Annotated in this window: 12 protein-coding genes; 10 read left to right on the top strand and 2 right to left on the bottom strand. The window is 64.7% G+C overall.

All coding sequences use genetic code 11. The annotated features are described in order from the left end of the window. The first annotated feature begins 1 nt into the window (after position 1). The 4 genes from ACSU04_RS09920 (at position 2) to ACSU04_RS09905 (ending at position 4952) form a co-directional block, all read left to right on the top strand. The gene (locus tag ACSU04_RS09920; protein ID WP_439289299.1) at positions 2-2152 is read left to right on the top strand and encodes an alpha-N-acetylglucosaminidase; all 2151 of its coding nucleotides are present in this window, start codon (positions 2-4) and stop codon (positions 2150-2152) included. A 27-nt stretch (positions 2153-2179) separates the two neighbouring features. Then, positions 2180-3127 (top strand): N-acetylglucosamine kinase, encoded by a 948-nt coding sequence (locus tag ACSU04_RS09915; protein ID WP_439289298.1) that lies wholly within the window; start codon positions 2180-2182, stop codon positions 3125-3127. Beyond that, positions 3124-3798 (top strand): N-acetylmannosamine-6-phosphate 2-epimerase, encoded by a 675-nt coding sequence (locus ACSU04_RS09910; RefSeq protein ID WP_439280068.1) that lies wholly within the window; start codon positions 3124-3126, stop codon positions 3796-3798. The genes ACSU04_RS09915 and ACSU04_RS09910 overlap by 4 nt, the downstream gene beginning before the upstream one ends. A gap of 284 nt (positions 3799-4082) precedes the next feature. Then, the gene (locus ACSU04_RS09905) at positions 4083-4952 is read left to right on the top strand and encodes a metallophosphoesterase (protein ID WP_439289297.1); all 870 of its coding nucleotides are present in this window, start codon (positions 4083-4085) and stop codon (positions 4950-4952) included. Positions 4953-5011: 59 nt separating this feature from the next. On the opposite strand, the gene ACSU04_RS09900 is transcribed toward ACSU04_RS09905, so the two are convergent. Continuing rightward, positions 5012-5806, bottom strand: coding sequence for a GntR family transcriptional regulator (locus tag ACSU04_RS09900; protein ID WP_439280449.1), 795 nt, complete (start codon positions 5804-5806; stop codon positions 5012-5014). Positions 5807-5916: 110 nt separating this feature from the next. Between ACSU04_RS09900 and ACSU04_RS09895 the strand changes: the two genes are divergently transcribed. The 6 genes from ACSU04_RS09895 to ACSU04_RS09870 are packed head-to-tail and all read left to right on the top strand — an operon-like array spanning position 5917 to position 11669. Then, positions 5917-7425, top strand: coding sequence for an ABC transporter substrate-binding protein (locus ACSU04_RS09895; protein ID WP_439289296.1), 1509 nt, complete (start codon positions 5917-5919; stop codon positions 7423-7425). Position 7426: 1 nt separating this feature from the next. Then, on the top strand, positions 7427-8443 hold the full coding sequence (locus ACSU04_RS09890; RefSeq protein WP_439289295.1) for an ABC transporter permease: 1017 nt from the start codon (positions 7427-7429) through the stop codon (positions 8441-8443). Continuing rightward, positions 8440-9345 carry an ABC transporter permease gene (locus tag ACSU04_RS09885; RefSeq protein ID WP_439289294.1) on the top strand — a complete coding sequence of 302 codons (906 nt, stop codon included), beginning with the start codon at positions 8440-8442 and terminating at the stop codon, positions 9343-9345. Before ACSU04_RS09890 ends, ACSU04_RS09885 begins: the two co-directional genes overlap by 4 nt. Beyond that, on the top strand, positions 9342-10151 hold the full coding sequence (locus ACSU04_RS09880; protein WP_438252703.1) for an ABC transporter ATP-binding protein: 810 nt from the start codon (positions 9342-9344) through the stop codon (positions 10149-10151). The genes ACSU04_RS09885 and ACSU04_RS09880 overlap by 4 nt, the downstream gene beginning before the upstream one ends. After that, positions 10148-10954 carry an ABC transporter ATP-binding protein gene (locus ACSU04_RS09875; protein ID WP_439289293.1) on the top strand — a complete coding sequence of 269 codons (807 nt, stop codon included), beginning with the start codon at positions 10148-10150 and terminating at the stop codon, positions 10952-10954. Before ACSU04_RS09880 ends, ACSU04_RS09875 begins: the two co-directional genes overlap by 4 nt. Beyond that, positions 10938-11669 (top strand): tyrosine-protein phosphatase, encoded by a 732-nt coding sequence (locus tag ACSU04_RS09870; protein WP_439280074.1) that lies wholly within the window; start codon positions 10938-10940, stop codon positions 11667-11669. Before ACSU04_RS09875 ends, ACSU04_RS09870 begins: the two co-directional genes overlap by 17 nt. A 133-nt stretch (positions 11670-11802) precedes the next feature. Here ACSU04_RS09870 and ACSU04_RS09865 read toward each other — a convergent pair whose 3' ends face one another. Next, positions 11803-14331: a DEAD/DEAH box helicase gene (locus tag ACSU04_RS09865; RefSeq protein ID WP_439289292.1), complete on the bottom strand. Its 2529-nt coding sequence runs from the start codon at positions 14329-14331 to the stop codon at positions 11803-11805. Between the last annotated feature and the right edge of the window lie 20 nt (positions 14332-14351).

Raw genomic sequence — 14351 nt, 5'->3', positions numbered from 1 at the left:
CATGAATACGCAGACTGCATCCGAGAGCCTGCTTCACCGCCTGCTGGGCGACAGAGCATCTGACTTCCGCGTCGAGATCGATCCGCACGCCGGAGGGGATGAAGACTCCTTCGCGGTCTCAGCATCCGACGGAATCGTCACGCTGCGCGGCACGAACGGCGTCGCGATCGCCTCTGCCCTGCGGTTCTATCTGAGCAGCGCGTGCGGCCTGCAGATCGCACGCGATACCGGAGCAGTGGAGCTGCCCGCTCGTCTTCCCGACTTCGAGCTCACCGAGCGCACGTCGCCGTGGGAGCACCGTTACCACATGAACTTCTGCACGTTCTCGTACACGACGGCGTTCTGGGACTGGGAGCGCTGGGAGCGCGAGGTCGATCTGATGGCGCTGCACGGCATCAATCTGCCGCTGAACGTTGTCGGCAACGAGGGCGTCTGGTACCGCGTCTTCCAGGACTTCGGCATGAGCGAGGAAGAAGTGCTCGCATTCATGGGGAGCGCGGCCTTCCTGCCGTTCACCTGGCATGGATCCGTGCGCTACCACGGTGGCCCGATGACTGTGGAATGGATCGACTCGCACGTCGAGCTCGGACAGCGCATCATGGATCGCCAGCGGAGCCTGGGTATGAAGCCGGTGCTGCCGGGATTCGCCGGCTACGTGCCGGAGATCCTCAAGGGCGAGACCTCGTTCGAGGTCGAGTGGATGGACCGGTTCAACTACGTGCTCGGCACCGACGACCCGACGTTCGAGAAGCTCGGCAGTGCGCTGCTGCGCGAGCAGGAGCGACTGTTCGGCAGCGACGGCTATTACGCGATCGACCCCTTCATCGAGGGCCTGCCGCAGCTCCCCGCTGAGGACGGCGTCGAGCCCGGAGCGGCGATGGTCGCCAAGCGCGCCGCGCAGATCACGAAGATGCTGACCGGCCACAACCCTGCAGCGGTCTGGGTACTCATGAGCTGGGCCTTCCAGTACCGCACCGAGTACTGGACGCCGGCACGGATCACCGCCGCGCTGAACGAGATGCCCGTCATGAACACGCTCATCCAGGACACCTGGGGCGAGCACTCGCCGGTGTGGGACAAGACCGAGGAGTTCGAGGGTCGTCCCTGGGTATGGACCATGCTGCACAACTTCGGGGGTCGACCCGGTATGCACGGTGCGCTCGACCTCGTGGCGAACGAGCCGTTCCGAATTCTCAACCAGCCCGCGCGGAGCATGGCCGGCATCGGCCTCTCACCCGAGGCCCTCGACCATGACCCGGTCGCCTACGAACTGATGGCCGATGCCGTGTGGCGCCGTGAGGCGATCGATCTGGATGCGTGGATCGACGACTATGCGCGGATCCGCTACGGACGGCTGGATGATGGTATCCGCGAGGCCTGGCGCATTCTCCTGCGAGAGGTGTACACACACGGTGAGCGCACCGGTCCTGTGCGCTCGGTCATCATGTGCCGCCCGCGCGTGGAGGGTGACCTCGCCGCTGAATGGACGGGCAACACCACGGAAGACTTCGAGCCGAAGGATCTCTCGGCCGACATGATCCGTGCGTGGGAACTGCTCATCGAGGCAGCGCTCGCAGACGGCGCGACACCAGGGCTCGAGCGCGACATCGTCGACCTCGGACTGGAGGTGCTCTCCCGCACGGCGAACGGCATCCAGATGCGTGCGCGCTCGGCCTTCGTCAAGCGCGATCGAGCGGAGTTCGACGAGGCGGCGGGTGCACTGCTCGACAGCATCCGGTCGATGGATGAGCTCGCAGACCGCTACCCGGGCTATCGGTTCCGCACCTGGCTGGACGCGGCACGCGGCTGGGCGACGAGCGAAGCGGAGGAGCAGATCCTCGTGCACGACGCCACGCTGATCAACACCTCGTGGTTCGCGCCGGGTCTTCCTATCCAGGACTATGCGGGCAAACACTGGAGTGGTCTCATCTCGGGCTACTACGGCGAGCGTTGGGCTCGCTGGGTGCACGCGCTGGAGGCGGCCTGGGAATCAGAACTCGACGTCGATGCCTTCAACGAGCAGCTGTCGCAGTTCGAAGCAGCGTGGCAGCATGCGCCGAAGTTTGAGGACCCGGTGTCGGAGCGCGTCCTCGATACCGCGGTCCGGCTGCGGGAGTGGAATCGTGCCGTCGCCGCAGTGGCACAGCCATGACCCGGACGGCCATCACAGGTGGGTGAGATGAGCGATCTGGTCCTCGGAGGCGACCTCGGCGGCTCGACGACGCGCATCGTCATCGCCGATGCCACCGGTGCCGTGCGCGGAGAGGGGACGGCCCCCGGGGGGAATCCCGTGTCGCAGCCTGAGACGGCGCACCTCGCTTTCGCCGCCGCGCTGCGCGCAGCGCTCGGCGACCTGGATCCGGCACGGATCCGCGGAGGCGTGATCGGGATGGCCGGGAGCACTGCGCTGCGAGAGCAGCCCGCGCGACGGGCCGGCTTCGACGCGGCGTGGGCGCAGTGCGGCCTGGCCGGAGTTCCGCGCATCGTCTCGGATCTCGAAGCCGCCTACGCGTCAGCGACCGATCGAGATACCGGTGTCGTGCTCATCGCAGGAACGGGCGCCTCTGCAGCGCTGATCGACGGATGGCAGGTGGTTGAGCGCCGCGGAGGCTATGGATGGCTGCTCGGCGATGAAGGCGCGGGGGTCTGGCTTGGACGCGCTGCGGTGCGTGCGACGCTGGCGGCATTGCAGGAGGGACGGGTCTCGACGCTCGCATCGTTGGTTATCGACCAGTTCGGCCTGACGATGCGACCCGGAGTGCAGCAGAGCGCGGAGGCATGGCCGGGGGAGGCGCAGGCTTCGGCTCTGATCCGGGTCGTGAATGATTCGGGGCCACTGGCTCTCGCGGAGCTCGCTCCTCTCATCACCCTGGCATGCGACGAAGGGTCCTCAGATGCGGCCGAGATCGTCGATGAGGCGGCCCGGCACCTGGTCCGGACGGTGTCCGGGCTGCTCTCGTGGGCCCAGGACGGGCCCGTGGTGCTCGCCGGGAGCATCCTTGAGGAATCGCTGCCGACCGGCAGGGCCGTCCGCGAACTCCTGACGCCCGACTACGGTGATCGGCTGCGCTTCGCGGCGAGCGGCACACAGGGCGCACTGGCGCTCGCAAGACGGGAGCAGCGATGAAGCACGGGGTGTTAGAAGCTCTGGCCGGAGGACTGATCGTGTCCTGCCAGGCATATCCGGGAGAGCCCATGCGTAATCCGGCGACGATGGCTCAGATAGCCCGCGCCGCCGTCATCGGGGGAGCCGCCGGCATCCGCCTGCAGGGCATCGATGACATCAGCGCAGCATCCGACCTCGAGGTGCCGATCATCGGCCTGTGGAAGGACGGCGACGACGCGGTTTTCATCACGCCCACGCTGCAGCACGCGCTCGCGGTCGTGGAAGCGGGGGCCGACGTGGTCGCGATCGACGGCACGCGCCGTCCTCGTCCGGATGGGCTCACTCTCGCGGAGACGATCGCGGGTGTGCGCGCGAGGAGCGACGTGCTGGTCATGGCTGACTGCGGATCGTTGGGTGACGCGCTCGCGGCTGAGGCTGCCGGCGCGGACATCCTCGGGACGACGCTGGCGGGATACACGGGAGAGCGCCCGAAGTCGGCGGGTCCGGATCTGGACCTCATTGCGCAGATCGTCGAACGGTGCCGGAAGCCGGTGATCGTCGAGGGGCGCGTCCGTGTGCCGGCCGATGTCACCGCTGCTCGGGATGCCGGAGCGTGGGCCGTCTGCGTCGGGACGGCGATCACCCACCCGAGCACGATCACGTCGTGGTTCGCGGACGCGATGCGCGCATAGGACGGGCGCCGGAACAGGACGCGCCGAGAACTGCGCCTGCGGCAGCGTCAGCAGCGGCACCTGCCACGCCCACCCGCGATCGGGGTCGGCGTAGAAGTGGAACTCGTCCATCACGACCTGACCGACCTCAGCCGAAGGCCCCTGGTAGCACCGCCCGGTCGGGAGGCCTGCGCCCGATCCGGAGCCAAATTGGGGCATCCGCTCCTCCCATTCGTGCGGAGTGCTCCGTTTCGGATGCCCAGGCTCGCACTTTTTGTTAACCTCCACGAGGTAAACCTCGTGTCATGTCTGCTTTGCGAATCTTGCACCTCACCGACACCCACCTCTTCGGGGATGACACCCTGCACTACGGGGTCGTCGACACTGCCGAACGGCTACGCCTGACGCTCGCGCATATGGCAGATCGCCCCTTCGATCTGGTCGTGTGCTCGGGCGATGTCAGCGAAGACGGGTCTGAGGGTTCGTACCGGCGCGCTCGTGATCTGATTGGCGAACGGGCGCGCGAGCACGGCGCGCGTGCGGTATTTGCGATGGGGAACCATGATCGCCGTGCCCCCTTCCGCGCGGTGCTTGGTGGCGGACAACCGGATGCTGACGAGCAGATCCTCGAAGGTGCAGATGCCCCTATCGCCTCAGTCGCAGAGCACGGCGGCTGGCGAGTGATCGTGCTGGATAGCTCGGTGCCTGGCCGAGGGTACGGCGCCATCGATCAGGCACAGAAGCAATTCTTTGAACAGGCGGTTCACAGCCCGGCCGAACACGGCACCGTCGTGGTCGTGCATCACCCGCCGATTGACGCGCAGACCGATCTCCTGCAGGCTCTCTGCCTCGATGAGCAGGATGCCGCGTGGCTGTTGTCAACGATTCAAGGCACCGATGTTCGGGTCATCCTGAGCGGTCACTACCACTTGCCGGTTGTTGAAACCGTGTGTGGGGTGCCGATCGTCGTCGCCCCAGGGGTAGCAAATATCGCCCGGGCTTTTGATCGCCGCACCGAGGAATCTGCCATCGACGCATACGGCGGAGCGACGGTTGATATCTCGGCTGACCGCGTGCGTGTCGTGCCTTTCGAGCAGCGGATGACGGCGGATGCTGAAGTCTTTCGGTTCACGCAGGATGCCGTAGTTCGCATCATCGCCGCCGCCGGGCGCTAAGCTCGAACCGATTCGTGCGAAGTCCTGAGATTCAGATGCCGCGGGCAGCGCCCAAACCCTCAGAGTGCGTCGTTGTCGTAGCGCAGCACGAACTTCGCTTCGTCGCCGCGTAGCCGGCGGCGCACATAAAACACGGGGGTTCCATCCGCATCGGCGGAGACGCCATCGCGCACCAAAAGCGCGGTTCCCGGGGGCACATCGAGCACATCGGCGTCGTCGAAATCGGCGGCAACAGCACTAAAAGCGCGCCATAAATAGCGCAGGTCAAGGCCGAATCCATCGGCGAATGCGCGCACGACGAGGCCGTGTTCACCGACCCGATCCAGTACCCCCGACCACTGCGCAGAGTGCCAGTACGAGTTGGCGATCCAGCGACGCCCCCCGCGCACCATCACAGTGTCGATCCGGTGCATATCGGCGACCGGAATCCCCAGGTGCCCAGCTGCTTCTTCGGCGAGCGAACCAGATGCAGGCCCGAACGACAAAACCCGCTCATCCACTTGGCGCACGGGGGCTGCGGAGCGCCGGAGTGCTGCCGAATCGAGGGCGTCGGCGGTGGCATCCGACTGTTGACGGGATCGCGGCAGGGTGGCAACAATCTCGACCAGATCGGGAGGGGACACGACGAACGTCCCTACGCCGCGACGGATCTCGACGGCACCCAGGCGCTGCAGTTCGATAATCGCCTGACGCAGGGTAAGTCGAGCCACCCCGAAGCGCTCGGCGAGCGTGGCTTCATTGGGCAACCGTGAACCGGCTGCGAGCGCACCCGACTGAATTTCTTCCCACAGCTCTGTCGCAATCCGACGGTAAACCGGCCCGCTGTTGTCCACGCGGCTACGACCACTTTGCATACCGTTCACCTGAAACTCCTCATCGCGTCATCGACGATCCGTAGACATATAGACGTCTTGATCACAGCACGCAGGGATCCGAAAAATTACCTGCAAGAGAAAGGTACGTCATGCGCAGAATGATCGCCTCGACCGGTATGGTCCTCGGCGGAATCCTCCTGGTCGGTTGTGCGACCGGTGCAGGTTCAACTACACCGGCGAGTGACCCCACCTCGGTCGCATCCGATGCAATCGTCGACATCCGCGTCGGCCTCGAACCCACCAGCCTCGATGTGACCACCACCTCGGGCGCAGGCCTCGTGCAAGTCATGCGGGGCAACGTCTACGAAGGTCTCGTCGGTATTACCGAAGACCTCCAGATCGTTCCGGCGCTCGCCTCGGAGTGGGAGGTCAGCGAAGACGGCCTGACCTACACCTTCACCGTTCGTGACGACGTCACATTCCACGATGGAACGCCCATGACCGTGGATGACGTCGTGGCATCCCTTCAGGCCGCCAGCGCCGAAGGATCGGTCAACCCGGATGCCAAGCGTATGACCCAGGTGGCAAGCGTCGAATCAACCGATGCCTCCACCGTCGTGATCACGCTCGAAGAGCGCGACATTAACTTCTTGGACACCCTCACCACCGCTGCCGGATACGTTGTGTCCAGTGCGTCTGACGCAGACCTTGCGTCCGAAACCAACGGCACGGGCCCGTACACGCTCGACCAGTGGAACCGCGGCGCAACCCTCGCCCTCACGCCGGCCGACGACTACTGGGGTGACGCTCCCGCAAACGGCGGTGTGGTTTTCCACTACATTTCCGATGAGACCACCGCATCTACCGCTCTGCAGAGCGGCGAGATCGACATGATCGCCGGAGCGACAGCGGAAACAGCCGAACTGTTTGGTGCAGACGACGCCTTCCAGGTTGTCGAGGGTGACTCGACCAGCTGGATGACCCTCGGGTTCAACCACACTGTCGAGTCGCTGTCAGATCAGCGCGTACGCCAGGCCCTGCGCCAGGCAATTGACAAGTCAGAACTCGCCGAGATCGTCGGTCAGGCTACTGAAGCCGGAAGCATCACGGTTCCGAGCGACCCGTGGTTCGTAGACATGACTGAGTCGGCGCCGTTCGACCCGGAAGCTGCGAAAGATCTTCTCGCAGAAGCCGGATACAGCGACCTCGACCTGACGCTGACCGTGTCGAATACCTACGACACGATCATCACCGAGTTCATCGCCGCTGAGCTCGCCGACATCGGAGTCAACGTCACGATCGATACCGTCGAGTTCGCCACCTGGCTCGAAGACGCCTATACGAACAAGCAGTTCGAGCTCACGATGGTGCTGCACGTCGACCCGTCGACGGCCACGTACTACGGCAACCCGAACTACTACTGGAGCTACGACAACGCCGAGGCACAGGCTCTTGTTGCCGAAGCGCGCACAGCCACCACCACCGACGTACGCGACGAAAAGATGCGCGAACTCGTCACCCTGGTTGCTGAGGACTCGGCTAGCGACTGGCTCTACACGGCGCAGACCGTCGTTGTCGCGAATGCCGACGTTGCCGGATTCCCTGTGGATCGCATCTCGAACAACTTCCGCGTCAGCGGTATCACCGTCGCGGAGTAACGTGACCATCTCGGCGACCTTGAGCCGGCCACGTGCCGGGCGCGAAGAACTCCTTCGCGCCCGGCACGTCGTGGCCGAAGTACTCGGAGAGATCGGCATCCTGCTGCTCTCCCTGTTTGCCGCGAGCATCGTGATCTTCGGCCTTCTGGCGATCCTTCCAGGAGACCAGGCCGCGATGCTGGGCGGGATGGATGCTACGCCCGAACAGATTCTCGCGTTGCGCGCCCAACTGGGCCTAGACCGACCCATCTGGGAGCGGTACTTCGACTGGATCGGCGGCGTACTTACCGGCAACCTCGGAGTCTCCGGGCTCGACGGTCGCGCGGTCGCCGCAGAACTCGGCGAGAAACTACAGGTCACCGTGCCCTTGGGTATCTTGGCCCTGCTGCTTAGCGTCGTCATCGCTCTCCCCGTCGGCATTCTCGCGGCGGTATATCGCGAGAACGCTTTTGGTCGTGCGATTGCGGGGCTCAGCCAGCTCGCCGCAGCCATTCCCACTTTCGTTTTGGGGCTGTTGCTCGTCGTCGCTGTCGCTCTTCCCACACGCCTCCTGCCGGTGCAGGGCTTCCCCGCTGATCGCTGGGCCGACCCCGCAGAAGCGCTGCGCTCACTCATCCTCCCGGCAACGGCCATCGCCATCGGGCAGGCCGCAGTACTGGTGCGCTTCGTGCGCAGCGCCACCATCGACGTGCTCATGAAGGACTGGGTGCGAACCGGGCTCGCCCAGGGATGGCCGCTCAGCTCAGTGCTGCTGCGACAGGGCCTGCGCAATGCGTCGCTTCCGTTGCTCGGCGTGCTGGGGCTCGAAATTGCTGGCGTTCTCATGGGATCGGTCATTGTTGAGCAGCTCTTCGCGCTTCCTGGTGTCGGAGGAATGCTGCTGGCGGATGTCGGTAACCGAGACATCGTCTCTATTCAAAGCACCCTGTTCGTGCTCACCGCGCTCGTCATGATCAGCACGATGGCACTCACCACTCTTTCCCGTGTTCTTGACCCCCGTATCCGGAGGACCCAGTGATCACTCGTTTCATCCGGCATCCGCTGGGCGCCATCGGCCTCGGGCTCGTGGCGATTCCCACGTTGGCAGCCCTGCTCTCGCTGGTGTGGACGCCCTATGACCCGGCCGCCTTCGACCCGATCAACCGCTGGTTGCCGCCCTCGCCAGAACACCTGTTGGGAACGGATGCCGGAGGGCGTGATCTCTTCAGCATTCTGCTTGCCGGTGCCCAATCGACTATGACTGCCACCGTGCTTGCCACAGCGATCGCCGTGGCGGTGGGCCTGCCGCTGGCTATGGCGACCGCCCTCGCGGGGCGGCGACTGGGGGCAGCCCTCGAGCGAGCAATTGATGTGGCCATTGCCTTCCCCACGCTGGTGCTCGCCATCATCCTGGTTACCTCATATGGAGCAAGCCTCTGGGCCTCGTCCGTCGCGATCGGCCTCGGCGGCGCCGTCGTCATCGCCCGCACGATGGTGCCCGAACTGCGTGGTGCGCTCGCCGCTGACTACGTGACGCTCGCCTCTTCTGGCGGGGTCGGCACCCTGGGTATCCTCTCGCGGCACGTCTTGCCCAACGTCGCACCCACGCTTCTGATTCGCGCCACGCAGCTCCTTGCGGCTGCCGCGCTCGCCGAAGCCGGGCTCTCGTACCTCGGTTTCGGAACCCCTGCACCGACGCCGTCGTGGGGTCGGACTCTTGCCGACCTGCAGTCACAGGTGCTCGTGCGCCCCGAAGTGCTGATTGCCCCGAGCCTTGCGATCACCACTCTCGTGATTGGGTTCGCACTGCTGGGCGATGCGCTGCGGGATGCCCTCGAACCCGGCCAGCGCAGCAGGCCCGTCACGCGTGCGCAACGCCGACATGCTGCATCCGTCCCCGACACTGTTTCCGCCCCCGACACCGAGAAGGTGACCGCATGACTCTCTTGGATATCCGCGACCTCACAATCAGCATCGGCGACCGCCGTCTCGTCGATGGGATATCGCTAAGAGTCGAAAGAGGAGAGCGAGTGGGGCTGATCGGTGAATCCGGATCAGGCAAATCACTCACCTGTATGTCGGTGCTCGGGCTGCTGCCTGCGCGCGGACAGGTCAGTGGCAGTATCACGGTCGAGGGTACGCAGATAATTGGCGCCGACCAGCGCACGCTCCGAGACCTGCGAGGTCGGCGGGTCGGCTGCGTGTTTCAAGAGCCGCAGAGCGCGCTCGACCCGCTGCTTCCCATTCGTCGACACCTCGTTGCACCGCTGCGAGCGCACGGACTGCTGCGCCGTGCGGATGCTAGAGCAACCGCCGTTCGCCTGGCGGAAAGCGTGGGGCTTCCTGAACCAGAATCAATGATTCGTCGGTACCCGCATGAACTTTCCGGCGGACAACGCCAGCGCGTCATGATCGCGATGGCCATGTCGACGAGTCCGTCGCTGTTGTTGGCTGATGAACCAACCACCGCGCTTGATGTCACGGTGCAGGCGAAGGTGCTCGACCTGATGGGCGACCTGGTTCAGCAGAGCGGCGCCGGCAGTTTGCTCGTGACACACGACATGGCCGTTGCCGCGTCGCACTGCGATCGCATTGTCGTGATGCGCGCGGGGCGAATCATCGAGGAGGGTACCGCCGAGCAGCTTATCCAGCGCCCGCGGGAGGGGTACACCGCCGATCTCATTGATGCGGCGTATGCGACAGGATGGCAGCCGCAGGTCAAGACCCGTGTGGCGGTGGCCGCATGAACAGCGAACTCTTCAGGGCCGAAAACGTGCGGATGGTGCACCCCGGCATGCGGCGACCGGCGCTGGATGGTGTGAACCTGACGATTGAATCGGGTCGTAACCTCGGCATCATTGGTGAATCAGGATCGGGTAAAAGCACGCTCGCACGCATCATGCTCGGGCTGCAAAGCCCGACATCTGGAACGGTTTTGTACCGCGGCGAACCGGTTCCAACCGGGCGCGGTCGTCGGGCGCGAGAGTTTCGCCGCAGCGTTCAGGTCGTACTTCAAGATCCGTTCACATCGCTGAATCCCCGGATGCCAGTAGGCAAGATCATCGCTGAACCCGTGCGTGCATTGCGGCCGAAGTGGGATGCTGAGGCGCGAACTTTCGAGTTGCTGGCCGCCGTTGAACTTCCGGCAGAGGTCGGACAGCGGCTTCCCCGAGAACTCTCGGGCGGTCAGCGTCAGCGGGTCGCTATTGCTCGTGCGCTCGCCGTGCGACCCAAAGTTGTTATCGCCGATGAACCCGTGAGCGCGCTCGATGTGTCGGTGCGCGCCCATGTGCTGCGGCTTCTTAGGCGACTAGTCGCCCATGAAGAACTGACCATTGCCGTCATTTCGCACGACCTAGGAATCGTCGACGGATTGTGCGCCGATGCAGCCGTCATGTCGGCGGGAAATATCGTCGAGCACGGACCCGTCTCGCAGGTGCTGGATGCGCCGCAGCATCCGTATACCCGCGAACTCATCGCTAGCGTTCCGGTACTTCCGGTACGAAAGACCGCATTTCGAGAGGAGGGCGAGCATGACGCTCCCCGCTGAAACCACTGCACGCCTACATAATTTGCGCCCCGTGGGCGGATTGCCCACCAGCAGCGGAGAGTGGGTGCGTGACGACCTGATGTGGCGTTCGGCAGCACCATTCGCCGCGCGCGCACATGCGAGCGATCTGATCGCCGGACTCGGCGTCACCTGCGTTATCGACCTGCGCGATAGGGGAGAGCGCGACCGCACCCCCGGGGCCTGGCGGCATGACGACCTCGCCGTGCGAGAGATGCCGGTGTTCGACGACCGGCTGCGGGACATCACCTTCGATGGTTTGCCCGAGCTTTACACGTATATGACCGGCGATTTCGCCCCATCTCTGGTCGCCGCATTCGCGGCGATCGCCGAGCAGGCCGAGCAAGGCGTGCTCATTCACTGCACCGCTGGTAAGGACCGCACCGGCATGCTCAGCGCTTTTGTACTGGATGTGTTGGGGGTCGACCGCGCGCTGATACTCGATGACTTCGCGGCATCCCAGAGCCACCTAGGGCCTGAGTATCTCGCTGATCTCTTTGCAGATGCTGACGTCGAGAACCTACCCGGAATCGTCGCCCACCGCGCCACGGCTTCACCGCCCGAGCTTCTCGCCGACGCACTCGACGCTCTGGAATGTGAGTACGGCAGTATTGCGGCTTTCCTGCTGGCACACGGAGTGAGTCAGGCGCAGCTTGAGAGCCTGCGCGCGGTGTTGGTGGTGCAGGGGCGGGACTAGCCCTTCGCAGGCACGCCCGATTCGTGCCAATCCGGAGGTCTTCGCGCGATCTGGAGGCCACATTGTGGCATCCAGCCCTCCGTATCGGGTGTTTACCCCCGGATCGTGCGACCGAAAATGCCGGATGCCGCGGCTACAGCCGATTAACCCCGCTCACCGTGACCACGGCCTCGCCCGCCTCATCGGACGCGGCGAGGTCGATCGTCGCGGCGATACCCCAGTCGTGATCGCTGGCGGGGTCGTCGATGATCTGACGCACAGTCCAACTGGTCGCGCCCTCGGTGAGCAGCAGCAGCTTCGAGCTACGCGCTTCCGGCCCGGTCAGGATCTCGTCATGGTCAGCGAAGTAGCCGTCGAGGGCGGCATCCCAGGCATCCGCTCCGAAAGCGGGGTCGAGCGCGGCCAGCGCATCGACGTCCTCGCGGGCGGCGAGCTGTACCCGCCGGAACATCTCGTTGCGCACCAAGATCCGGAAGGCGCGCACATTGCTCGTCAGACGCTTCGGCGCCGGCGGCACGATCGGCTCGTCATCATGGCGTGGAAGGTCGACCACGCCGTTATCGATTCCGGCGCGCAACTCTTCCCACTCATCGAGGAGGCTGGAGTCGACCTGGCGGACGAGCTCGCCGAGCCACTCGATCAGGTCGCGCAGGTCTTCGCTCTTGAGGTCCTCCGGGATGGTCTGCGATGCCGCGCGATACGCATCCGAGAGGTATCGAAGCACCACTCCCTCTGACCGCGCGATCTTGTAGTACGCGACATATTCCCCGAACGACATGGCTCGCTCGTACATGTCGCGCACGACGGCTTTCGGATGCAGTTCGAAGTCGCGGATCCACGGCTGAGCGGCGCTGTATGTCTCGAACGTCGCGCTCAGAAGCTCCTCGAGCGGCTTCGGGTACGTGATCTGCTCGAGCCGCTCCATCCGCTCGTCGTACTCGATGCCCTCACGCTTCATCTCGGCAACGGCTTCGCCCCGTGCGAGGAACTCCTGCTGGCTCAGCACCGCCCGCGGGTCATCCAGCGTCGCTTCCACAATCGAGATCATGTCCAGGGCGAAGGTCGCGGCATCCGGATCGAGTAGTTCGAACGCGGCCAACGCGAACGGCGACAGCGGCTGGTTCAGCGCGAAGTTCGGCTGCAGGTCGACAGTGAGGCTGATCGTTCCGTCGGCGGACTGCTCGACGATGCCCGATTCGCGCAGTGTCCGATAGATCCCGAGTGCTCGGATCGCCAGCATCCGCTGCCGCGCACGTGGCTCGTGGTTTTCATATACCAGCGCGCGCATATTGCCGAACACATCTCCACCGCGGCCGATCACGTTGAGCATCATCGCGCTCGTGATCTGCATGTGGGAGGTGAGTGTCTCCGGCTCGGCATCCACGAGCTTGCGGAATGAAGGCTCTCCCCATGACACGAATCCGTCCGGAGCCTTCTTGCGGATGAGCTTCCGCTTCTTCTTCGGGTCGTCTCCGGCTTTCTTGATCGCCGCGGCGTTCTCCGTCTCGTGCTCCGGCGCCTGGGCGACGACAGTTCCCGCGGTGTCGAACCCCGCGCGCCCGGCGCGGCCGGCAATCTGGTGGAACTCGCGGGCGTTCAGCTGCCGCATCCGGGTGCCGTCGAACTTCGTCAACGCAGTGAACAGCACCGTGCGGATCGGCACGTTGATGCCGACGCCGAGAGTGTCGGTGCCACAAATGACGCGCAGCATCCCGCGCTGCGCGAGCTGCTCGACGAGCCGCCGATACTTCGGCAGCATGCCGGCATGGTGCACGCCGATGCCTGCACGCAGGAACTTGGACAGCGTCTTGCCGAACGCCGTCGTGAAGCGGAACTCACCGATGAGCGCGGCGATCGCATCACGTTGTTCGCGCGTCGCGATCTTCGTGCTCGACAGTGCCTGTGCGCGCTCCATGGCCGCGGCCTGCGAGAAGTGCACGACATAGATCGGCGACTGGCTGGTACCCAGCAGATCTTCCACCGTCTCGTGGATCGGCGTCATCTCATAGAAGAAGTGCAGCGGCACCGGCCGCTCGACACCGGTCACCGTCGCGGTCTCACGGCCGGTTCGACGGGTCAGATCTTCGGCCAACGCAGTGACATCGCCGAGCGTCGCCGACATCAACACAAACTGCGCCTGCGGCAGCGTCAGCAGCGGCACCTGCCATGCCCACCCACGATCGGGGTCGGCATAGAAGTGGAACTCGTCCATCACGACCTGGCCGACATCGGCCGCTGGCCCTTGACGCAGCGCGAGGTTCGCGAGGATCTCGGCTGTGCAGCAGATGATCGGCGCGTCCGCGTTCACCGAGGAATCGCCAGTGATCATGCCGACATTCTCGGGCCCGAACGTGTCGACGAGCGAGAAGAACTTCTCGCTCACCAGAGCCTTGATCGGCGCGGTGTAGTAGCTGCGGCGTCCCTCGGCGAGCGCGGAAAAATGCGCACCGATGGCGACAAGCGACTTGCCGGTACCGGTCGGCGTCGACAGGATCAGGTTCTGCCCCGAGACGATCTCGATGACCGCCTCATCCTGCGCCGGGTAGAGCTGGATACCGGTGGACTCGGCCCATTCGACGAACGCCATGTACACGGCATCCGGGTCAATGGCTCCTGCATCGTCGCGCAGGGAAGTCGGATCGAGGCGCACGGAGGAAGTCATGGTTCTTCGATCATCCCCCA

The organism is Microbacterium sp. A84 (assembly GCF_051842815.1).
Lineage (GTDB): Bacteria > Actinomycetota > Actinomycetes > Actinomycetales > Microbacteriaceae > Microbacterium.
This window is presented reverse-complemented; position numbering and strand designations above follow the sequence as displayed.

Excerpts from the sequence above, each read along its gene's own strand:
- ACSU04_RS09920 (WP_439289299.1), top strand. The coding sequence starts at position 2 with ATGAATACGCAGACTGCATCCGAGAGCCTGCTTCACCGCCTGCTGGGC.
- ACSU04_RS09915 (WP_439289298.1), top strand. The coding sequence starts at position 2,180 with ATGAGCGATCTGGTCCTCGGAGGCGACCTCGGCGGCTCGACGACGCGC.
- ACSU04_RS09910 (WP_439280068.1), top strand. The coding sequence starts at position 3,124 with ATGAAGCACGGGGTGTTAGAAGCTCTGGCCGGAGGACTGATCGTGTCC.
- ACSU04_RS09905 (WP_439289297.1), top strand. The coding sequence starts at position 4,083 with ATGTCTGCTTTGCGAATCTTGCACCTCACCGACACCCACCTCTTCGGG.
- ACSU04_RS09900 (WP_439280449.1), bottom strand. The coding sequence starts at position 5,806 with ATGCAAAGTGGTCGTAGCCGCGTGGACAACAGCGGGCCGGTTTACCGT.
- ACSU04_RS09895 (WP_439289296.1), top strand. The coding sequence starts at position 5,917 with ATGCGCAGAATGATCGCCTCGACCGGTATGGTCCTCGGCGGAATCCTC.
- ACSU04_RS09880 (WP_438252703.1), top strand. The coding sequence starts at position 9,342 with ATGACTCTCTTGGATATCCGCGACCTCACAATCAGCATCGGCGACCGC.
- ACSU04_RS09875 (WP_439289293.1), top strand. The coding sequence starts at position 10,148 with ATGAACAGCGAACTCTTCAGGGCCGAAAACGTGCGGATGGTGCACCCC.
- ACSU04_RS09870 (WP_439280074.1), top strand. The coding sequence starts at position 10,938 with ATGACGCTCCCCGCTGAAACCACTGCACGCCTACATAATTTGCGCCCC.
- ACSU04_RS09865 (WP_439289292.1), bottom strand. The coding sequence starts at position 14,331 with ATGACTTCCTCCGTGCGCCTCGATCCGACTTCCCTGCGCGACGATGCA.